16 protein-coding genes are annotated in these 20,681 nt (G+C 72.7%); 9 read left to right on the forward strand and 7 right to left on the reverse strand.

Going from position 1 to position 20,681, the window contains the following annotated elements; translation table 11 throughout:
- Window positions 1–15 precede the first annotated feature (15 nt).
- Window positions 16–1,203 carry an SLC13 family permease gene (locus tag AC3AGO_RS25725; protein ID WP_487822608.1) on the reverse strand — a complete coding sequence of 396 codons (1,188 nt, stop codon included), beginning with the start codon at window positions 1,201–1,203 and terminating at the stop codon, window positions 16–18.
- 80 nt (window positions 1,204–1,283) lie between these two features.
- Between AC3AGO_RS25725 and AC3AGO_RS25730 the strand changes: the two genes are divergently transcribed.
- The 4 genes from AC3AGO_RS25730 to AC3AGO_RS25745 all read left to right on the forward strand — a co-directional run bounded on the left by AC3AGO_RS25730 (window position 1,284) and on the right by AC3AGO_RS25745 (window position 9,711).
- Window positions 1,284–7,163: a WD40 domain-containing protein gene (locus AC3AGO_RS25730; protein ID WP_487822609.1), complete on the forward strand. Its 5,880-nt coding sequence runs from the start codon at window positions 1,284–1,286 to the stop codon at window positions 7,161–7,163.
- A 128-nt stretch (window positions 7,164–7,291) separates the two neighbouring features.
- Window positions 7,292–7,510 carry a hypothetical protein gene (locus AC3AGO_RS25735; protein ID WP_487822610.1) on the forward strand — a complete coding sequence of 73 codons (219 nt, stop codon included), beginning with the start codon at window positions 7,292–7,294 and terminating at the stop codon, window positions 7,508–7,510.
- Between the two features lie 11 nt (window positions 7,511–7,521).
- A complete protein-coding gene (locus tag AC3AGO_RS25740) occupies window positions 7,522–8,541 on the forward strand; it encodes a hypothetical protein (protein ID WP_487822611.1) in 1,020 nt (339 codons plus the stop codon).
- 165 nt (window positions 8,542–8,706) lie between these two features.
- Entirely contained in the window at window positions 8,707–9,711 is a 1,005-nt protein-coding gene (locus AC3AGO_RS25745; RefSeq protein WP_487822612.1) for an urea transporter, read from the forward strand.
- Between the two features lie 32 nt (window positions 9,712–9,743).
- On the opposite strand, the gene AC3AGO_RS25750 is transcribed toward AC3AGO_RS25745, so the two are convergent.
- Window positions 9,744–10,283 carry a MarR family winged helix-turn-helix transcriptional regulator gene (locus AC3AGO_RS25750; protein ID WP_487824814.1) on the reverse strand — a complete coding sequence of 180 codons (540 nt, stop codon included), beginning with the start codon at window positions 10,281–10,283 and terminating at the stop codon, window positions 9,744–9,746.
- Here AC3AGO_RS25750 and AC3AGO_RS25755 point away from each other — a divergent pair.
- Window positions 10,251–10,556, forward strand: a complete 306-nt coding sequence (locus AC3AGO_RS25755; protein ID WP_487824815.1) for an SDR family oxidoreductase — start codon at window positions 10,251–10,253, stop codon at window positions 10,554–10,556. The two genes, AC3AGO_RS25750 and AC3AGO_RS25755, sit on opposite strands and share 33 nt — an antisense overlap.
- Window positions 10,557–10,610: 54 nt before the next feature.
- On the opposite strand, the gene AC3AGO_RS25760 is transcribed toward AC3AGO_RS25755, so the two are convergent.
- The 4 genes from AC3AGO_RS25760 to AC3AGO_RS25775 all read right to left on the reverse strand — a co-directional run bounded on the left by AC3AGO_RS25760 (window position 10,611) and on the right by AC3AGO_RS25775 (window position 12,914).
- On the reverse strand, window positions 10,611–10,796 hold the full coding sequence (locus tag AC3AGO_RS25760; RefSeq protein ID WP_487822613.1) for a hypothetical protein: 186 nt from the start codon (window positions 10,794–10,796) through the stop codon (window positions 10,611–10,613).
- A gap of 347 nt (window positions 10,797–11,143) precedes the next feature.
- The gene (locus AC3AGO_RS25765; protein WP_487822614.1) at window positions 11,144–11,608 is read right to left on the reverse strand and encodes a PPOX class F420-dependent oxidoreductase; all 465 of its coding nucleotides are present in this window, start codon (window positions 11,606–11,608) and stop codon (window positions 11,144–11,146) included.
- 39 nt (window positions 11,609–11,647) lie between these two features.
- Entirely contained in the window at window positions 11,648–11,800 is a 153-nt protein-coding gene (locus tag AC3AGO_RS25770; RefSeq protein WP_487822615.1) for a hypothetical protein, read from the reverse strand.
- 211 nt (window positions 11,801–12,011) lie between these two features.
- The gene (locus tag AC3AGO_RS25775; protein WP_487822616.1) at window positions 12,012–12,914 is read right to left on the reverse strand and encodes a hypothetical protein; all 903 of its coding nucleotides are present in this window, start codon (window positions 12,912–12,914) and stop codon (window positions 12,012–12,014) included.
- Between the two features lie 100 nt (window positions 12,915–13,014).
- Here AC3AGO_RS25775 and pepN point away from each other — a divergent pair, with 100 nt between their 5' ends.
- The 4 genes from pepN to pyk all read left to right on the forward strand — a co-directional run bounded on the left by pepN (window position 13,015) and on the right by pyk (window position 20,219).
- Window positions 13,015–15,675: an aminopeptidase N gene (gene pepN, locus AC3AGO_RS25780; protein WP_487822617.1), complete on the forward strand. Its 2,661-nt coding sequence runs from the start codon at window positions 13,015–13,017 to the stop codon at window positions 15,673–15,675.
- 97 nt (window positions 15,676–15,772) lie between these two features.
- Entirely contained in the window at window positions 15,773–17,185 is a 1,413-nt protein-coding gene (locus tag AC3AGO_RS25785) for a pyridoxal phosphate-dependent decarboxylase family protein (protein WP_487822618.1), read from the forward strand.
- Window positions 17,182–18,636 carry a lysine N(6)-hydroxylase/L-ornithine N(5)-oxygenase family protein gene (locus AC3AGO_RS25790; RefSeq protein WP_487822619.1) on the forward strand — a complete coding sequence of 485 codons (1,455 nt, stop codon included), beginning with the start codon at window positions 17,182–17,184 and terminating at the stop codon, window positions 18,634–18,636. Before AC3AGO_RS25785 ends, AC3AGO_RS25790 begins: the two co-directional genes overlap by 4 nt.
- 140 nt (window positions 18,637–18,776) lie before the next feature.
- Window positions 18,777–20,219, forward strand: a complete 1,443-nt coding sequence (pyk, locus tag AC3AGO_RS25795; RefSeq protein ID WP_487822620.1) for a pyruvate kinase — start codon at window positions 18,777–18,779, stop codon at window positions 20,217–20,219.
- A gap of 119 nt (window positions 20,220–20,338) precedes the next feature.
- Here the strand turns inward: pyk and AC3AGO_RS25800 are convergent, their stop codons facing one another.
- On the reverse strand, window positions 20,339–20,677 hold the full coding sequence (locus AC3AGO_RS25800) for a chorismate mutase (protein ID WP_487822621.1): 339 nt from the start codon (window positions 20,675–20,677) through the stop codon (window positions 20,339–20,341).
- Window positions 20,678–20,681: the final 4 nt, after the last annotated feature.

The raw sequence follows: 20,681 nt of genomic DNA on the forward strand, positions 1-20,681 counted from the left end.
GCGCCCCTTATCGGGTCACAGCACCGCCAGCGGGGCCGTCGCGGCGAGGGTGGCCGTTACCGCGAGGATCAGGCCTGTGGTCATGAAGCGCTTCAGGGGGATGGGTGTGCCGTGCCAGCGGCAGCGTTCGAACCACAGCAGTGTCGCCAGGGACGCCCATGGGGTCACCAGGGGGCCGACGTTGGTGCCGACGAGCAGCGCCAGCAGCTGGTCGTGGTTGGCGGCCGGCACCGCGGCCTCGCCGGCGAGATAGACGGGCAGGTTGTTCAGTACGTTCGACAGGCCCGCGCCGACGCCCGCCGAGCGGAGCATGCCGGCGAGTCCGCCGTCCGATCCGACGGCCGAGGTGAGCAGCTGGTGCAGCCCGTTCGCGTTGACGGCCTCCACCACCAGGAACATGCCCGGCACCAGGACCAGCAGCCGCCACGGGATGAGTGACAGCCGCAGATCGCCCCGGCGGCGTACGGCGAAGGCGGCGACCACCAGCAGCGCCGCGGCCGTCGAGGCCGTCCACAGCGGCGCGTCGAGGACGAGGATCGCCAGCAGGAACCCGGCGCAGGCGACGGCGCTCACCCGGAACAGCACCGGATCGGCGGGCCGCAGCGGCTCCGGGGGCACGTACGAGTCCGCGCCGCGCCGCGAGCGCCGCCAGTAGAAGCCCCACAGGCAGGCCATGGTGACGGCGATGGACGCCAGTTGGGGCGCCCACATGGTGGCCGCCATCTCGGCGGGGGAGAGGGCGACCCGGTCGGCGGCCAGCAGGTTCGTCAGGTTGGAGACGGGCAGCAGCAGGCTCGCCGTGTTCGCCAGCCACACCGTCGTCATGGCGAGGGGCACCGCCGCGATCCCCACCCGGCCCGCCAGCGCGAGCATCACGGGGGTCAGCAGGACGGCGGTGGTGTCCAGGTTCAGCGCGATCGTGGTCACCGAGGCGAACAGCACGCACAGCCCGAACAGCGCCGGATAGCTGCCCCGCGCCGTACGCGCCACCCACGTCGCCACGGCGTCGAACACCTCGGCCTTGCCCGTCAGTTCGGCCAGCACGACGACCGTGGCGAGGAACGGCAGCAGCGGCCCGATGCGCTCCATCGCCTCCCCGGCGGGCCCGGTGGGCAGCACGCCCGTGGCCACACAGAGGAGTCCGCAGGCGAGAAGCCCCGCGGCCAGCCAGTCCAGAGGATGCAGATGTCTGACGATGCGCACGGCACACAGGTTCGCACACAGCCGCGCGGAAGACCGCGGAACAGTGCCCTGCGCAGCGGGAACCTCCTACGATGGTGACCATGGCGTACGGCGGGGCACACCAGGACAGCGAAATCCGGGGCGGGGAACGGGACTTGGACTTCTTCATCAGCTATTCGCCCGCCGACGAGCAGTGGGCCTCCTGGATCGCCTGGACCCTGGAGGACGCCGGATACCGCACCGTGCTCCAGGCCTGGGACTTCGTCCCCGGCACCAACTTCATCGACTTCATGGACCGCGGCGTCAGCGACTCCGCCGCCGTCATCGCCGTCCTCTCCCGGCACTACGGCCGCTCCACCTACGGCCGCATGGAGTGGCAGGCCGCCATGCGCGCCTCGCCGGAGGACCCCGAACGGCGGCTGATCACCGTACGGGTCGAGGACATCCCCCTGGAGGGGCTGCTCGCCACCATCACCTACGTCGACCTCGTCGGCGTCACCGACACCGAGGCGGCCCGCGGCATGCTGCTGACGCGCGTCGCGCACGCCGTCGACGGCCGCGCCTTCCCGGAGCAGCAGCCCGGCTACCCCGGCGGGGACGGCGGGGCCGCCGTCCCCAGGCAGCAGTCGTACACGGCGGAGGACCGGGACGAGGAGCGGCGGCTGGGCAGCACCGGCTGGTCCGGACGCCGCAGGCCGGCGCGTGCCCCCGGCTACCCGCGCTCTCCCGAGGGGCAGCGCAGCCAGGACGCGGTGACCGTACTGCACCTCGCCGGGCCCGACTTCGGCCGCGGCAGGGAACCCGACGTGCTGCTGCGGGAGCTGCGCAGCGACCTCATCGAGCTCACCGACGCCGGCGCGCCCGCGCCCGAACTCCTCGTCGTCTCCGGGGACCTGACGGCGTCGGGCAGCCCCCGCGAGTGCGACCAGGCGCTCACCTTCCTCACGGGCCTCCGCTCCCAGCTGGACCTGCCGCCGCAGCGGCTCGTCCTGGTGCCGGGACCGCAGGACGTCAGCCAGGCCGCGAGCCTCGCCTACTTCCACACCTGCGAGGCCGACGAGGTGCCGCCGCAGCCGCCGTACTGGCCCAAGTGGCGGCACTACACCCGGCTGTTCCGCGGCCTGTACGAGGGGCTGGACACCGTCTTCGACAGCGACCAGCCGTGGACGCTGTTCCCCGTGCCCGAGCTGAACACCGTCGTCGCGGGCCTCAACTCCTCGATGGCGTACAGCCACCGGCCCGACGACCAGTACGGCTGGCTCGGCCGGGACCAGACCGCCTGGTTCGCCGACGCGCTGCGCCGGTACGAGGAGGAGGGCTGGCTGCGCATCGGCGCGCTCCGCCACCCGCTCAGCGCACAGCAGCGGCCCGGCGACGCGCCCGGCGGCCCGGGCGGCCTGCGCGACGCCGACACGTTCGCGCGGCTCACCGCGCCGCGGCTGCACATGGTGCTGCACGGCCCCAGCGGCGGACCGCGCACCGACGAGGCCGACTTCGCGCAGGACCGACTGGACTGCCCGGCGGGCGAGCTGGCCCTGTTCGGCTCCGCGGCGCCGGCCCGCGGCCAGCTGCTGCAGGTCACCGCCGACGGCGTCACCCGCTGGACGGGCCGCGGCGAACGCGGCCCCGAGACGTTCCCCGCCACGTGGCGGCGCACCCAGCGTGTCTTCGCGCCCGCGGGGCAGCCCTCGGTGCCCGACGACGTCCCCGACGACAACCGGCCCGTCGAAGCGCCCGAGGAGTCCCTCACCGAACGCGTCAAGGACGTGTGCCGCGCCCGCCAGGACGGCGTGCGGCTGCGCGACGTCGCCCGGCGCACTCCCGACGACATGGCGCAGATCATGGTCACCTGGAGCGACGAGGGCGTCGTACGGCAGCAGCGCATCGCCGTGCACTCCGGCACCCCGGACGACGACGACCTGGACCGCTTCCTCGCCCAGGTGCACGGCACCGACTCCAGTGCCGAGGCGGAACTCGTCCACGAAGGGCCCGCGCCAGGGCGGGAGTTGCGCGAGCGCGCCGCGCGGCGCGGCATCCGGGTGCGCAGTTTCCTGGAGTTCCAGGGCCTCCTCGACCTGCGCGCCTACGTCGCGGCCCAGTCGGAACGGCTCACCGCGGCCGGCCCGTACGCCCCGCACCTCTACCTCCCGCAGCGCTACCGCGACGCCGAACGCCCCGAGGGCGAGGAGCACGACGGCCTCGTCGAGGACCTGCTGGAACTCCTCGCCGCCGACCACGGCCGATTCGCTCTGCTGCTGGGCGACTTCGGCCACGGCAAGACCTTCGCGCTGCGCGAGCTCGCCCGCATCATGCCCGAACGGCTGCCGCACCTGACGCCGCTGCTCATCCCGCTCAACAACCTCGACCGCGCGCACAGCCTCGAAGGGCTCGTCGCCGCACACCTCGCCGGGCACGGCGTGGACACCATCGATCTGCGCGCCCTGCGCTACATGCTCGCCCAGGGCCGCGTCGTGCTGCTCTTCGACGGCTTCGACGAGCTGGTCAACAGGGTCAGTTACGAACGCGCCGCCGACCACCTCCAGGTGCTCCTCGACGCCGCCGTCGACCAGGCGAAGATCGTCGTCAGCAGCCGTACCCAGCACTTCAAGTCCCGCGACCAGATCCTCACCGCACTCGGCGAACGCGTCGGACTGCTGCCCCAGCGCCGGGTGCTGTCCCTCGTCGGCTTCACCCCCGAACGCATCCGCGCCTACCTCGGCAACCGCTACGGCAGCGAGGAACAGGCCGACGAACGCTTCCAGTTGCTGCGCAACATCCCCGACCTGCTCGCCCTGTGCCGCAACCCGCGCCTGCTCAGCTTCGTCGCCGACCTGCGCCAGGAACAGCTGCGCTCCGTCGCCGGCGCGGGCCGCGCCCTCAGCGCGGCCCGGCTGTACGAGGACGTGTTCGCCTCCTGGCTCGCCCACGAGACGGAGCGCGCCCAGGGAGGTCCCGGCGCCGCGCCCGGCCTCGGCCTGGACGAACTGTGGGCCGCCGTCACCGCGTTGGCGCGCCGCATGTGGGAGAGCGGCCGTACCGTACTGCGCCTCGACGAACTCACCGACACCGTCGTCGACACCCTCAGCGACCTCGCCGACAGCCCCCTCTCCACCGACGAGCGGGCCCAGGCCGTCGGCGCCGGCAGCCTCCTCGTCCGCAGCGACGACGGCCTGTTCCAGTTCATCCACGGCTCCGTCGTCGAATGGCTCGTCGCCCGCGAGGCCGCCGCCCAACTGGCCCGCGGCGAACACGGACTGCTCGCAGCGCGTTCCATGAGCGCGCTGGCCGTCGAGTTCTTCTGCGACCTCGCCGACCACGAGCTGTGCACCCGCTGGGTGCAGGCCGTCCTCAACAGCCCGGGCCCCGGCACCAGCGAGTCCGCCCGCGCCAACGCCGTACGCATCATCGACCGGCTGCGGGTGCCGGCCAACGCCGACCTGCGCGCCGCGCAGCTGTCCGGAGAGGACCTGTCCGCACGGGACTTCGCCGGCGTCGACCTCACCGGCGCCGACCTCACCGACGCGAACCTCCAGGGCGCGAACCTCCAGGGCGCGATCCTGCGCGACGCGAAGCTGACCGGGGCGCGCCTCGACAACGCCGACCTGTCCGGCGCCGACCTGTCCGGGGCCGACCTGCGCAGGGCCCGGCTCACCCGCACCGACCTGCGCGGCGTCCAGCTGGAGAACAGCCGCTGGACCCGGGCCGCGCTCATCGACCCCGTGCTCGACGGCGCCACCCGCGCCGCACCCGAACTGCGCACCGCGGCCCTCGCCCCCGGCATGCCCGTGGAGGCCGGCATCCGCCCCTCCGCCGTGGGCGTCAGCTACGGCTTCGACATGCGCACCACCCGGCTGCCCGAACCGGTCTCCTACAGCCCCGACGGTGAACTCCTCGTCGTCGGCAACGAGGACGGCGGCGCCCTCGTCTGCGCCGCCGACACCGGACGCGCGCTGCGCACCCTCCAGGGCCACGACGCGCGCGTGTACGCCGTGAAGGCCCGCGCGCACGTCATCGCCACCGGCGGCGCGGACGGCGTCGTACGGCTGTGGGACCCGGTGTCGGGGGAGAGCCGGCACCGGCTGGAGGTGCACGAGGACGGCGTGTGGCCGATGCAGCTCAGCGACGACGGCACGGTCCTGGCCACCGGCGACGCCGAGGGCCTCGTCACCCTGTGGGACGCCGAGGCGGGCGAGAAGCTGCACCTGCTGCCCGGCCACACCGCCCCCGTGTACGCCGCCGTGTTCAGCCCCGACAGGCGGATCCTGGCCACCGGCGACGCGGCCGCCTCGCTGCGCCTGTGGGACACCCGCACCGGCCACTGCCTGCACGAGATCGGCGGGCACCACGGAGCGGTCTACCGCGTACGGTTCAGCCCGGACGGCACCCTGTTCGCCACCGGCGACCAGGGCCCCGAGGGCAAGGGCACCGTGCGCGTGTGGCGCACCGAGGACGCCACGCTGCTGCACGAGTTCACCGGGCACACCGGCCGCGTCTACACCCTCGACTTCCACCCCGGCGGACGGCTGCTGGTCAGCGGCGACACCGAGGGCGGCGTACGGCTGTGGGACCCGGTCGACGGTGCGGCGGCCGGCACCCCCGAGGGCTGCCAAGGCGCCGTGTACCGGGTGCAGTTCGACTCCGCGGGCCGGCTGCTGGCGGCCTGCGACAGCGACGGCGCGGTCCGCCTGTGGCAGGTGAGCGAGGAGGCCGGCCGGCACACCGTCACCCCGCACGCGCAGCAGCCCGCGCCGCACCGCGGCTCCGCCTGGTCGTGCGCGTTCCGGCCGCACGACGCGCAGTTGGTGACCGTCGGCAACGACGGCGGCGCGCAGGTGTGGGACGTGGACACCGGACAGGGCAAGCGGATCCTGCGCGGCCACGGCCGCCGCGTCAACACCCTCGGCTTCAGCTCCGACGGGGCGCGGCTCGCCGCCAGCGGCAACGACGGCGTGATAAGGCTGTGGGACACCCACAGCTGCCGGCGCACCCGCGAACTCGCGGGCCGCGGCGGCCAGTTGGTGTCCGCCGTGTTCGGACCGGAGGGCCCGCTGCTGGGCACCGCCAGCAACGACGGCGACATCTGCCTGTGGAACGCCGAGACCGGCGACTACATCCGCGAGATCGACGTCGAGACCGAGCACGTGTGGGCCGAGGCGTTCAGCAACGACGGCCGGCTCCTCGCCACCGCCAACGACGACGACACCGTCCGCCTCTGGTACCGCAGCACCGGCGCCCACCTGGCCACCCTCACCCAGCACCGCGGCCGGGTGCGGTCCATCGCGTTCCGCTCCGACAGCCAGGTCCTCGCCACCGGCTGCGACGACAGCCTCGTACGGCTGTGGGACCTGCGCAGCGAGCAGCTCCTCGCCGAACTGGAGGGCCACGAGGACCGGGTGTACTCCGTCGCGTTCGGCCCGCACGACGGCTGGCTGGCCAGCGCCTCCTGGGACGGCAGCGTCCTCGTCTGGGAGAGCGGCGGCCCCGGCGACACCGTACGGCTCGGCCTCGGCGGCCGGCGCCGCGGCAGGCCGCGCCTGCTGCACCGGCTCCGCGCACCCCGCGGACGGCTGTGGACCGCGGCCGCGCACCCCTCGCGGCCGCTGCTCGCCACCGGCGGCGACGACCGTACGGTGCGGCTGTGGGACGTCAGCAACGGCGTGCGCGTCGCGGCGCTCAAGGGGCATGCCAACCGCGTGCTGTCCGTCGCCTTCAGCCCCGACGGCTCGCTGCTCGCCAGCGGCGGCGAGGACGGCACCGTACGGCTGTGGAACATCCCCGCGCGCGGCGAACCCACCCTGCGCGCCACCCTGTTGGGCATGCCGGAGGGCTGGGCCGCGCTCTCGGCGGAGGGCGGCTACAAGTTCGAGGGCGATGTCGCGGGCGAGTTCTGGCACGTCGTCGGCATGGCCCGGTTCGCCCCGGGCGAGCTCGACGACTATCTGCCGGGCGCGCACCGCCTCGCCCTCGACGCCCGGCTCTGACGAGGAGGCGGCGGGGCCGAGCGGCTGTCAACGTACGGGCGCGACACGCTTATTGACGCAAAGTCAAAAGAGCAGCAGGCTCGACCGGTACGCACAGCCACTGCCCCTGCGCGCCCTCTGGAGGGCCCATGAGCGACGAAGCACTGGCTCCACTCCGTGCCGCACTCGGCACCGACCCGCCCCCGTCCTTCGCCACGCTGGGGGAGGAGCACACCCGGCTCCTCGCCGACGCGCTGCGGGCCGAACGCGCGGCCCAGAACGACGGCCTCGGCGAGGCCGCCGAGGCGGCACTGAAACTCGTCCCGGCGCTCGCCCGGGGTCCGGTCCGCAAGATCCTCTTCAAGTGACGGGCCGGTGAATGACGTTGACCACGAAGAACCGGCTCGACGCCGGCACCGACGCGCTCCGCGCCCGCGCCGAGACCCACAAGATCGCCCGGCTGCTCGGCATCGACACCCCCGGACAGCTCGCCTTCCTGCACCCGCTGCCCGCCGACGAACTGCGCCGCTTCCGTGAGCAGACCGTCGCCGCGCTCTTCGACGGCGCGCCCGACATGCTGGAGCGGATCGCCGCCGCGACGAAGCTCGTCCCCGCTGCGGTCGCCGCCGTCATCTCGCAGAAGGCACTCGGACCGCGGCTCGCCGCGGCCGTCGCCGGACGCCTTGACGGCGCCCGTGCCGCCGCCATCATCGAGAAACTCCCGGTGCCCTTCACCGCCGCCTCGTGCGGCCACCTCGACCCGCGCCGCATCCCGGAGATCGTGGACCGGCTGGACGAGGACCTGGTCGTACAGATCGCGGTACGGCTCGCCGAGGACGGCGACTTCCTCACCATGGGCCGGTTCACCGGACATCTGCGGGACGGTGCGCTGCGCCGCATCATCGGGCGGATCAGCGACGAAGCGGTGCTGCGCACCGGCTACTTCATCGACCAGCCGGACCGGATCGACCCGATCCTCGGGCTGCTGGGCGCCGCGCGGCTGGAGTCGCTGATCCGCTCGGCGTCCGACGAGGGGCTGTGGCCGGAGGCGCTCACCGTGCTCGGCATGGCCGGCGCGGAGCGCCGCGCCGAGGTCCTCGTGCTGCCGCCGCTGCGGGACGCGGACGTACTGGCCGGTGCCGTGCGCGCGGCCGTGGACGCCGGACTGTGGGGCGCGTTCCTGCCGCTGGTGGACGAGCTGCCGGAGGAGTCCCGCACGGCCGTCGCCGCCGCGGCGGGCGAACTCCCCGACGCGGAGCTGGAGTCGATGGCCGAGGAGACGGGGGAGCGGGACCTGTGGGACGCGGTCCTCCCGCTGGTCGAGCTGATGGACGATGCCGCGAAGGAGCGGATCCTCGCGCTGCCCGCTTTCCGGGAACAGCAGGGCGCGCCGGGCTGACGCGGCCCGCCGCGGGCGGGAGCGGAGAGGCGGAGGGGGTGCGCGGAACGGATCCGCGCACCCCCTCCGGCTGTCCCGGCTCGACTGTCTGCCCGGCCCCGCTGGCTGTTCCGGGCGTGAAAAGTGTAGGTTACATCTATGTTTCCGCGTGCTCAGGACGCCCCGGTGAAGGATCCCCCGGCGACACAGCCCCAGGAGAAGGAGCGGCCCGGCGCCCCGGCCGGCGGCTCGTGGCGGCAGCGGCAGCCCGGCCGTTTCGCCCTCGAAACGCTCCGCGGCATCGCCCAGGTCGACTTCATGCCGAACGCGCTGAGCGGCCTCTTCTTCGTCGCGGCCCTCTTCGCCGCCGGCTGGCAGTACGGCGTGGCCGGCCTCCTCGGCGCCGCCCTCGGCACCGGCACCGCCTACGCGCTCGGCGTCGACCGCGGCCGCGTCGGCTCCGGACTCGAAGGCTTCAACGGCTGCCTCGTCGCCGTCACCTTCACCTTCTACTTCGGCGCCGCGCACCCCTCCACCTGGCTCCTGGCGGCCGGCGGCTCCGTGGTCGTCTCCATCGTCACCGGCGCCCTGGTGAACGTGCTCGGCACGTGGCAACTCCCCACCCTCACCCTGCCGTTCTGCCTCGTCGCCGCCGCCACGACCATCGCGGCCCCCGGCTTCCAGCGCGTCTGGCACCCCTCCGACGGGGCCCCGCCCGCGCTGCCCCACCCCGCCTCCGGCGGCGCCGCGCTCGGCTTCGGCGACCTGTGGCACGCGTTCTTCGCGAACATCGGCCAGATCTTCCTCATGCCCCAGTGGTACGTGGGGCTGCTCTTCCTCGCCGGCATCTTCGCCGCCGACCGCGCCGCCGGCCTCCTCGCCTGCCTCGGCAGCGTCCTCGGCACGGCCACCGCGTGGGCGCTCGGATCGCCCGCGCAGGACATCACCCAGGGGCTGATGGGCTACAACGCCGTCCTCGTCACCATGGCGCTCGGCTGCGTCTTCCTCGCCCTCGGCCGCGGGTCCGTCGCGTACGCCTGTGTCGGCGCCGTCGCCGCGACGGCCCTGACCGCCGCGGCGGGCAACCTCTTCGCGCCCGTCGGCGGGCACACCTTCACCTGGCCCTTCGTCGTCACCGCGCTGGTCTTCCTCGGCGCCGTCGACTCCTTCCCCCGCCTCCGCAGGGCCTGAGCGCCCCCGGGCCGCCGCCCGCGACGGCCGGATCACCCCTCGCCGACGTGCGAGATCCGGTCGTCGCCCAGGCGCTCCTGCACGTCCCGCAGCAGGATCCCCAGCAGCCCGGCCAGCTGCTCCTGCTGCGCGTCCGAGAGGCCGTCCGTCAACTCGGCCTCCCGGCCCAGCACTTGATCCACGGTCTCCTCGACCAGCGCGTGCCCGGCCTCCGTGAGCGCGACCAGGACCGAGCGCGGCCGCCCCTCCCCGGCGCGCCGTGCGACCAGCCCCGCCTGTTCGGCGCGCGCCACCCGCTGGGACACCGCGCCGGCACTGACCAGGGACCGGCGCCCCAGCTCCCGGGTGGTCAGCTCGTACGGGGCGCCGCCGCGGCGCAGCACGCTCAGCAGATCGAGGGTCGCGCTGTCCACGCCGGCCTCGGCCAGTACGCGGCGCCGGTCGTCACCCAGCAGCTTCGCCAACTGCCAGATGGGCGTGACGATGCCGATCGAGGACACGGGCGTACCCGGCCGCTCCCGCTCCCACGCCGCGGCGATCTGGCCGGATACGCGCGCCGCTTCCAGGCGAATCCGGCGGCGAACCTGCTCAGTGCGGCACTCACCACCCACGCCGTACGGGACCGGCTCGCGTACGGCGGGGCCGTCGTGCAGATCGGATCCATCGCCGCCGACAGGGGCAACGGCTCCTACGGGGCGGCCAAGGCGGGGCTCGCGGCCTGGAACGCGGGGCCGGCGAGCGAGCTCGGGCCACACGGCGTCACGGCCAACGTCGTCTCGCCGGGCGCCCGGCACGTCACGGGTCAGGTGGTGAACGTCAACGGCGGGGCGGGCCGTACGCGTTGAGCTGTGGCGGGTGGGGCGCGGGTGGGGACCGCGCCCCGGCCGGAGGCCGTACCGCTAGTCGATACCGCGGCGGATGTGCGCTTCCGCTCCTGCTCCGTCGTCCTCCTCGACACCGGCGAGCAGCCAGTGCGGGGCGTCGTGCACCGGTACGAGAACGGGCGCCGGCGGGGACGCCGGCGGCAGGGTCGCCTCGTAGGCGGCGGTGTCGGGCGCCGGCGGTGGTGCCGCGGCAATGGTCATCGGGCGTCAACTCCCTCAGCAGGGGTCGGGATCGCGTATGCCGATTGTGGCGCCGAGTGCCCCGATCCGCAGCAGAACACCGCATAAAACCGCGCTAATGAGCCACCCCTGCGCTCAGGTGTGCAGTTAAGGCAACCCTGAACGGGCAGGGGAGGGGCGGGTGTTGAGGAGGAGGCGCGGGTGATCCCGTGCGGTGCGCGGGAGTTCGTCCCGTCCCCGGATGCGCCCCCTGTGCGCTCGCCGGACCCGTCCACCGCCGGAACCGCGAGCGCGCCACCCCGCCCGGGCCGGGCGACGGGTGGCGCGCATACGGATTCCGGCGTACGAGGTGCGTACGGCCGCGCGTGCTACTCCGCGAGCCGGGCCGGGAAGCCGCCCGTGGCGAGAGGCCCCCAGCGGCGCGGAGTGACGCGGATCAGGGACTTGCCCTGCTTCAGCATCGCGGCGCGGTACTCGTCCCAGTCCGGGTGTTCGCCCGAGATGCAGCGGAAGTACTCGACCAGCGGCTCGACGGAGTCGGGTGCGTCGAGCACTTCGGCGTCGCCGTCGATCTGCACCCACGGACCGTTCCATTCGTCCGAGAGCACGACGAGGCTGACGCGTGAAGTGCGGCGCGCGTTGCGGGTCTTGGCGCGCTCCGGGTAGGTCGACATGACGATGCGGCCCGCGTCGTCCACTCCGCAGGTGAGCGGGGACGCCTGAGGTGATCCGTCGGTTCGCTCGGTGATCAGCAGGGCGCGGTGCCGCGGGCGTACGAACTCGAGCAGACCGTCGAGTTCGACGCGGGTGTTGGTGGCGATGGAAGGACTCATACCGGAAAACGTACGTCAGGCGGCCGGGGCGGCGGCGCCTCAGTCGATCGAGCGCCAGATGTGCGGCTCGCGCTCGGTGCTGTCGTCCTCCTCCGTCCCGGCGAGCTGCAGCAGAGGTGCGTCGGTGAACAGGCCCAGGTAGCGGTCCTCGTCCAGGACGGGACGTTCGGGGGCGGGTGCGATGGCACTCATGAGGTGTCAACTCCCTTGTCGTTGGGGATGAGTACCAGGATTCTTGCGTGCTGCAACGGTCCTTCGCAGCACGGTGATCAAGATCGGCACGCCGTGCATTACGTATGCCCAGGTCACGACGGTGCGAGTGATCAAAACTGGCACCCGGGGTCGCCACTCGGGTGACATCTGAGCGCCCCCGCGCACACCCGAGGGGTCCTCCGGGGCCGGCTCAGGTGTCGCAGTCGAGGACCGTGCGGCACAGCCCGCAGCGCGCCCGCACCCGGCCCCGTACCGGAACCCGCAGATGCTGATGGCACACCGGGCAGGCGAAACGCACATGCAGCGGCGAACGCGTCTCGAAGACGTACGCGCCCGACGCCGGCCGCGCCCGCGTCCCCTCCTGCACCGCACGCCGCCGGTCCCGCGCGTAGCGGCGGCGCTCCGTCCAGCCCGCCGCCGCCAGCGGCGGCCGCGCCTCGTCCCGCAGCGCCAGCGCCCGCCCCGCCGTGTACGCCTCGTACGCCTGCGGGCTCGTGAACCACACCGCCGGATCCTCGTCGAACAGCCGGGCCCGCTTGGCCAGTACGTACCCGAACTCCTCCGGCGTGAGATAGCCCAGCTTCTGCGACGACACCGCGTCCTGCCGGAACGCGTCCAGCAGCAGCCAGCCCGCCCCCAGATACGTCGTCGCCGTGTCCGTGAGGATCTCGTTGTCCCGGGTGCCGGGGAACGACAGATCCAGCCGGTGCAGCCAGACGTGCATCACCTCGTGCGCGAGCGCCGCGCCGATGTCCCGGCGGTGCGTCTTGAAACGGGAGTTGAGCTCGATGAAATACTCCGGACCCGCCGCCAGCTCGATGTGCGCGGCATGCCGCATCTCCCGGAAACTCACGATCATCCGCGCCTCCGGAAGCCGCAGATGCGACACCATCGCCCCCGCGACACGCTGCGCGCCCAGATACAGATCCTCGTCCTCGGCGAACGCCACATCGGCCGGCGCGACACTCGCCCCGTACCCGGCCAGCGCCTCCGGGGACAGCCGCCGGTAGAGCGCCGTCACGGCCGACCGGACGGTCTCCAGATGAGGGAAACCGCGCTCCACGGAGTCGCGTTCACCACCGACAGCAGTCATACCCGCACCCCCTGACGCCACTGTACGGCGACGGCATGCCCGCCGGTCAGCCCTTGTGCGCCGGACACACCGGTGCGCCGCGCACAGCCCATGCGGCAGCATGGCCCGCATGTCCGTACTGATGCGCGCGGAAGCGCAGACCCGAGCCCGGCACCTCGACGTACAGCGCTACGACATCGGCCTCGACCTCACCCTCGGCGACGAGGTGTTCGGCTCGGTGACGACGATCCGGTTCGAGGTGCGCGAGGACGACACGGACACCTTCGCCGAAGTACGGCCCGCGCGCGTACGGCGCCTCCTCCTCGACGGCACGGACCTCGACCCCGAAGCCGTCATCGAGGGACGCCTCGCCCTGCGCGGCCTCACCGCAGGACCGCACGAACTCACCGTCGACGCGGAAATGCGCTACTCGCGCGTCGGCGAGGGCATGCACCGGTTCACCGACCCCGCCGACGGCCGCTCCTACGTCTACACCCAGTGCTGCATGGCCGACGCCCCGCTCGTCTTCGCCTGCTTCGACCAGCCCGACCTGAAGGCCGTCTTCCGCGTCGCCGTGACCGCACCCCACGACTGGACGGTCCTCGGCAACGGCACCGCCGTGCACGACGGCGACGGACGCTGGGTGTGCGCCGACACCCCACCCATCAGCACCTACCTGATGGCCGTGGCCGCCGGGCCGTACCACTCCGTGCGCACCGAACACGCCGGACTGCCCTTCGGACTGCACGTACGCCAGTCCCTCGCCGCACACCTGGACGCCGACGCGCCGGAACTGCTCGACCTCACCCGCCGCTGCTTCGACCGCTACCACGAGATCTTCGACGAGCCGTACCCCTTCGACTCCTACGACCAGGCCTTCGTACCGGAGTTCAACGCGGGCGCCATGGAGAACCCCGGACTGGTCACCTTCCGGGACGAGTTCATCCACCGCTCCGCCGTCACGGACACCGAACGGCAGACACGCGGCATGGTCATCGCCCACGAAATGGCCCACATGTGGTTCGGCGACCTCGTCACCCTGCGCTGGTGGGACGACATCTGGCTGAACGAGTCGTTCGCCGAGTACATGGGCTACCAGACACTCGCCGAAGCCACCCGCTTCACCGACACCTGGACCGACTTCGCCGTCTCCCGCAAGAGCTGGGGCTACGACGCCGACCAGCGCCCCTCCACCCACCCCGTCGCCCCCGACCCCGACGCCGTCCCCGACACGGCCGCCGCGCGCCTCAACTTCGACGGCATCTCGTACGCCAAGGGCGCCTCCGCACTGCGGCAACTCGTCGTCTGGCTGGGCGAGAAGGACTTCCTCGCCGGCATCAACGAACACTTCGCACGCCACCGTTTCGCCAACGCGACACTGGAGGACTTCCTCGACTCACTGGCCCACGTGTCCGAACGCGACGTACACGCATGGGCCCGCCAGTGGCTCCGCACGACCGGCGTCGACACACTGACCCCGCACCTCGACGAAACCGAAGGCCAGTGGTCCGCCGACGTACAGCACTCCGGCAGCAGGCCCCACCGCCTCGCCGTCGGCCTGTACGACCTCACCGACAGCGGCACACTCGAACTCCGGGAACGGCTGGAACGCGACGTACCGCACGACCGCGGACAGCTGTCCTTCGTCGCCGAAGGCACCCGCCCCTCCCTGGTACTCCTGAACGACGGCGACCTGTCGTACGCCAAAGTCCGCCTGGACGACGTCTCCTGGCAGACCGTCCGCACCTCCCTGTCCGCACTGCCCGACCCGCTCTCCCGCGCACTCGTGTGGAACGCCGCCCGCGACATGGTGCGCGACGGCGAACTGCCCGCCGCCGAATACCTCGCCGCCGTACGGGACCACCTGCCGCACGAGACCGACAACGCCATCGTCGCCGCGGTCCTCACCTTCGCCCGCGCACAGGCCGCCGACCGCTACACACCCGCCGGCCACCGCGACGCCGCACTGGAACTGCTCGGACAGACCTGCCACGACCTGCTGACCACCGACAGCGACGACACGACGGGCCTGCGCCTCACCGCCGTACGGCACTTCGTGGACAACGCCGTCCGGCCCGGCACCCTCCTCCAGTGGTGGGCCGACGGCGCCGTACCCGGCGGACCCGCACTCGACGCCGAACTGCGCTGGCGGCTGCTGCTGCGGCTGTGCGTCCTCGGCGCCGCGGGCGAGGCCGAGATCGACGCCGCCGCCGCGGACGACCCCAGCGCCACAGGACGCGAAGGAGCAGCCCGCGCGCGGGCCGCACTCCCCGACGCCACGGCCAAGCACGCCGCATGGGACGCCATGTTCGGCCCCAGGGCGGAAACCGAAGCACTCTCCAACCACGAATTCCGGGCCACCGCACAGGGCTTCTGGCAGCCCGAACAGGCCGGACTGCTCGACGAATTCGCCGCACGGTACTTCGACGACGCCGTCGCACTGGCCGAACGGCGCGGCGCCTCCGTCGCGGAGAGCGCCGGACGGTGGGCGTTCCCCTGGACCTCCGTGGACACCGCCACCCTGCGCCGCGGCGAGGACTGCCTCACCCGCCGCGAACCCGTACCCGCACTCCGCCGGCCCCTCGCCGACCAACTCGACGACCTGCGCCGCGTCCTGCGCGCCCGCGGCGAGGACCCCGACGGCACCGACCGCACGGACACCGGCGCGTCCCCGGCCGGAGCGAGCCCGGCCGGCACCGCGAACGGCACGGAAAGGGCCAACAGCACCACCGGCAGCGGCGCCACGGCAGAACAAGCCACCGTCCTCCCTTCGGGCGAATAAGTCAGGAGATCAGGGCAGTTGGCCTCGGAGGACCCATAGGTTAGGCGGGCCTAACCCACCCGACCTCTGCCGGTCCCTGCGAAAGAAGTACCCGCGCATGCCTCCGTTCGCCGACGACCCGCACCAGCTCGCGGGCGGCACCGAAGGGGCCGCCGCGCTGCGGCCGTTGACCGACACCGTGCTCGCCGCGCTCACCGACGGCGCCGGCCGGCGCGGCGGCCCGCTGCCCGCCGGCGGCCCCGCACACGTCGCCACCCGAGCCGCCGCCGTCTGCGACGACCGCGTCCCCGAACACGGCACCGGACCCGAAGCCGCCCTCCGCGACCTCGTCGGACTCCTCGCCGAAGGCGCCGCCGACCCCGCCGACCCGCTCTGCGCCGCCCACCTGCACTGCCCACCACTCGCCCTCGCCACCGCCGCCGACCTCGCCGCCAGTGCCGTCAACCCGTCCATGGACTCCTGGGACCAGGCCCCCGCCGCCTCCGAACTCGAAGAGCGCACCTGCCGCGCCCTCGCCACCCTCGTCTACGGCGAACAGCGCCACCGCACCCCCGACGCCCTCGTCACCACCGGCGGCACCGAATCCAACCAGCTCGCCGTCCTCCTCGCCCGCGAAGCCTGCGGCCCCCGCCTCCGCGTCGTCTGCGGAGCCAACGCCCACCACAGCGTCCACCGCGCCGCCTGGCTCCTCGGCCTCCCCGCACCCCGCACCGTGCCCACCCCGCACGGCATCCTCGAACCGGGCCCCCTCGCCGAAGCCCTCGCCGGCCTGGACACCCCCGCCCTCGTCGTCGCCACCGCCGGCACCACCGACACCGGAGCCATCGACCCCCTGCCCGAACTCGCCGCCGTCGCCCGGCAGTACGCCGCCACCCTGCACGCCGACGCCGCCTACGGCGGCCCCCTCCTCTTCAGCGACCGCCTCGCCCCCCGCCTCGACGGACTCCGCCTCGCCGACAGCGTCACCTTCGACCTGCACAAACTCGGCTGGCAACCGGTCGCCGCCGGACTCTTCGCCGTCCCCGACCGCCGCGCCCTCACCCCCCTCGACCACCGCGCCGACTACCTCAACGCCGACGACGACACCGAAGCCGGCCTCCCCGACCTGCTCGGCCGCTCCCTGCGCACCACCCGCCGCCCCGACATCCTCAAAATCGCCGTCACCCTCCGCGCCCTCGGCCGCCAAGGGCTCGCCGCCCTCGTCGAGCAGACCGTCGAAGCCGCCGAACACCTCGCCGCCACCCTCGAAGCCGACCCCCGCTTCGAACTCCGCTCGGCCCCCACCCTCTCCACCGTCCTCTTCCGCCCCGCCGGCACAGGAGACGGCGCCGTCGCCGCCGTACGCCGCCGCCTGCTCAACGAAGGCCGCGCCGTCCTCGGCCGCGCCGAAGCCGACGGCCGCCTCTGGCTCAAGGCCACCCTCCTCAACCCCCGCGTCCGCGCAGGCGACTTCGCGGGCCTCCTCAAGCTCGTCCACGACGCCGCCCTGGAAGGAACCCCCGCACGATGACGGCACCCGCCGCGCCCACCGCACCCCGCGACCCCCGGGCCTCCGCACCGCCGCTCGACATCGCCGGGATCGGCATCGGACCGGCCAACCTGTCACTCGCCGCCCTCGCCCACGGCGTACCGGGACTGCGCACCGCCCTCTTCGACCAGCGCCCCGACTTCCGCTGGCACCCCGGCCTGCTCATCGAGGGCGCCACCCTCCAAGTGCCCTTCCTCGCCGACCTCGTCACCCTCGCCGACCCCGCCAGCCCCTGGTCCTTCCTCAGCTACCTCCGCGACCGGGAACGGCTGTTCCCCTTCTACTTCGCCGAGCGCTTCCACATCGAACGCGCCGAGTACGACACGTACTGCCGCTGGGTCAGCGACGGACTCGCCGACCACGCCCGCGAAACCCCCGGCACAGGACCGCACTTCGGCCACCAGGTCGACGCCGTCCGCTGGAACCCCGAACGCGCCCTCTTCGAGGTCGACTTCACCCAGGTCGACCCCCACGGCGAAGCCGAGGCCCTCGGCCGCTCCCACACCCGCAACCTCGTCCTCGGCGTCGGCACCGCACCGCACATCCCCGAACCGCTGCGCCCCCTCGCCGCCACCCCCGCCGTCCCCGTCCTCCACTCCGCCGAATACCTCGACCACAGGGAACGGCTCCTCGCCGCCGGCCACGTCACCGTCGTCGGCTCCGGCCAGTCCGGCGCCGAAGTCTTCCTCGACCTGCTGCGCCACCGCCCCAAGGGCCGCGAGGGGCTGCACTGGATCACCCGCTCCGGCGCCTTCGCGCCCATGGAGTACAGCAAGCTCGGCCTGGAGCACTTCACCCCCGACTACACCCGCTACTTCCACGGCCTGCCCGAACAGGTCCGGGACCGCCTCGTGCCGCAGCAGTGGCAGCTGCACAAGGCCGTCGACCACGGCACCCTCGCCGAGATCCACGACGAGCTCTACCACCGCACCCTCGACGGCGGCTGGCCCGACGCCGTCCTCACCCCCGGCGTCGCCGTCCGCACCGCGGGCCGGATCGGCGCCTCCCAGCTGGAACTCCACCTCGAACACGCCGAACAGAACGAACGCACCCGGCTGACCACCGACGCCGTCGTCCTCGCCACCGGATACCGGGAGCGGCCGCTCGACGGCATGCTCGCCGCACTCGACCCGTACATCCGGCGCGACGCCTCCGAGCGGCTCCGGGTGGACGGTTCGTACCGGCTGACGATGGACCCGTCCGTCACCGGCAGCGTGTTCGTGCAGAACGCCGAACGGCACACGCACGGCGTGGGCGCACCCGACCTCGGCCTCGCCGCCCACCGCAGCGCGACGATCCTCAACGCGCTCACGGGGGAGGAGCACTTCCCGCTGCCCTCGCGCACGGCGTTCACCTCGTTCGGGCTGCGGCCCTCGGGCGCCGGAACGGCGGAAGTGGCCCGTTCCGAGATCAGGCCGCTGCATACAAACTGAATCTTTCGATAAACCGGATCCGCTCATCAGAGCAGAGCCTCGCGCAATTTATAAGTTGTCAACGGCCTTTTCCTTGATGGCCGTTGGATTGTCACCGGACCCGTGTTCTCTACCCATCGGTAAGTCGTAGGCTCGGAGACATGCGCCGCGCAAAGATCGTCAGCACTCTCGGGCCCGCAACCCACTCGTACGAGCAGATCAAAGCGCTCGTCGACGCCGGTATGGACGTGGCCCGGTTCAATATGAGCCACGGTACGCACGCCGAACACGAGGAGCGTTTCCACCACGTCAGGGGAGCTGCGGAGGAAACCGGCCGCAGCGTCGGCATTCTCGCGGATCTTCAAGGCCCGAAGATCCGCCTGGGCCGATTCCGCGAAGGCCCGGTGCTTCTCGAAACCGGTGACGAATTCGCCATCACCGTGGAGCACTTGCCCGAAGGCGGCGACCGCACCCGCTGCGGCACCACCTACGACGGCCTCGCCGGCGACGTCACACCCGGCGAACGGATCCTCGTCGACGACGGCCGCGTCACCCTGGAAGTACGCTCCGTCGAAGGCCCCGTCGTGCACACCGAGGTCATCGAGGGCGGCATGGTCTCCGACCACAAGGGCCTCAACCTGCCCGGCGTCGCCGTGTCCGTGCCCGCGCTCTCCGAGAAGGACGTCGACGATCTGCGCTGGGCGCTGCGCAGCGGCGCCGACGTGATCGCCCTGTCCTTCGTCCGCAGCGGCCACGACGTGAAGGAAGTGCACCGCATCATGGGCGAGGAAGGCGTCCGCCTCCCCGTCATCGCCAAACTCGAAAAGCCCCAGGCCGTACAGCAACTGGAATCGATCATCGACGCGTTCGACGGCATCATGGTCGCGCGCGGCGACCTCGGCGTCGAAATGCCGCTGGAAACCGTGCCGTTGGTGCAGAAGCGCGCCATCAAACTGTGCCGGCGGAACGCCAAACCGGTCATCGTCGCCACCCAGATGCTCGACTCGATGATCGACGCCTCCCGGCCCACCCGCGCCGAAGCCTCCGACGTCGCCAACGCCGTCATGGACGGCACCGACGCCGTGATGCTCTCCGGCGAGACCAGCGTCGGCAAATACCCCATCGAGACGGTCCGCACCATGAGCCGCATCGTGGAGGCAGCCGAGGAGGACGTCCTCGCCAAGGGACTCCCCGCCCTCACCGAGAGCAGCAAGCCCCGCACCCAGGGCGGCGCCGTCGCCCGCGCCGCCGCCGAGATGGGCGACTTCCTCGGCGCCAAGTTCCTCGTCGCCTTCACCCAGTCCGGCGACACCGTGCGCCGCCTCTCGCGCTACCGCTCACCCATCCCCGTCCTGGCCTTCACCCCCGACCAGGCCACCCGCGCCCAGCTCAACCTCAGCTGGGGCGTCGAGACCTTCCTCGGCCCCACCGTCCAGACCACCGACGAAATGGTGAACCAGGTCGACGAACAGCTCCTGAAGCTCGGCCGCTGCGACAAGGGCGACCTCGTCGTCATCACCGCCGGCTCACCCCCCGGCGTCCCCGGCTCCACCAACCTCGTCCGCATCCACCACATCGGCGAAGACGACGCCCCCCACACGTAGTCGCGCGGGGTGCACCCCCGCGAGGTGTGGGCACGCGGTCCGCCAAGGGGCGGAACGGGTGGGCACACCGGACCGCCGGCCGCGCAGGGAACGCACCCCGCACCCAGCGCATGCGCCCCTCACACCCCGGTGCCGCCCACCGCCTCGCTCTTGATGGTCTCGTGATGCCGGATCACCTCGGCGATAATGAAGTTCAGCAGCTTCTCCGCGAAAGCGGGATCCAGCTTCGCGCTCAACGCCAACTCCCGCAGCCGCTCGATCTGCCGCGCCTCCCGCGCCGGATCCGCCGGCGGCAGCTCGTGCTCCGCCTTCAGCCGGCCCACCCGCTGCGTGCACTTGAACCGCTCGGCGAGCATGTGCACCACCGCCGCGTCGATGTTGTCGATGCTGTCCCGGAGCGCCCCCAACTCCTCCCGCACCGACTCCTCCACGCCGTCCATCCCGCTCTTCGCTGCCATGCTG

The organism is Streptomyces sp. BL1 (genome assembly GCF_057628045.1).

Bases quoted from the DNA above. Each gene is read 5' to 3' on its own strand.
- AC3AGO_RS25730 (WP_487822609.1), top strand. From the start codon at position 1,284: ATGGCGTACGGCGGGGCACACCAGGACAGCGAAATCCGGGGCGGGGAA.
- AC3AGO_RS25735 (WP_487822610.1), top strand. From the start codon at position 7,292: ATGAGCGACGAAGCACTGGCTCCACTCCGTGCCGCACTCGGCACCGAC.
- AC3AGO_RS25740 (WP_487822611.1), top strand. From the start codon at position 7,522: ATGACGTTGACCACGAAGAACCGGCTCGACGCCGGCACCGACGCGCTC.
- AC3AGO_RS25760 (WP_487822613.1), bottom strand. From the start codon at position 10,796: ATGACCATTGCCGCGGCACCACCGCCGGCGCCCGACACCGCCGCCTAC.
- AC3AGO_RS25765 (WP_487822614.1), bottom strand. From the start codon at position 11,608: ATGAGTCCTTCCATCGCCACCAACACCCGCGTCGAACTCGACGGTCTG.
- AC3AGO_RS25770 (WP_487822615.1), bottom strand. From the start codon at position 11,800: ATGAGTGCCATCGCACCCGCCCCCGAACGTCCCGTCCTGGACGAGGAC.
- AC3AGO_RS25775 (WP_487822616.1), bottom strand. From the start codon at position 12,914: ATGACTGCTGTCGGTGGTGAACGCGACTCCGTGGAGCGCGGTTTCCCT.
- pepN (WP_487822617.1), top strand. From the start codon at position 13,015: ATGGCCCGCATGTCCGTACTGATGCGCGCGGAAGCGCAGACCCGAGCC.
- AC3AGO_RS25785 (WP_487822618.1), top strand. From the start codon at position 15,773: ATGCCTCCGTTCGCCGACGACCCGCACCAGCTCGCGGGCGGCACCGAA.
- AC3AGO_RS25790 (WP_487822619.1), top strand. From the start codon at position 17,182: ATGACGGCACCCGCCGCGCCCACCGCACCCCGCGACCCCCGGGCCTCC.
- pyk (WP_487822620.1), top strand. From the start codon at position 18,777: ATGCGCCGCGCAAAGATCGTCAGCACTCTCGGGCCCGCAACCCACTCG.
- AC3AGO_RS25800 (WP_487822621.1), bottom strand. From the start codon at position 20,677: ATGGCAGCGAAGAGCGGGATGGACGGCGTGGAGGAGTCGGTGCGGGAG.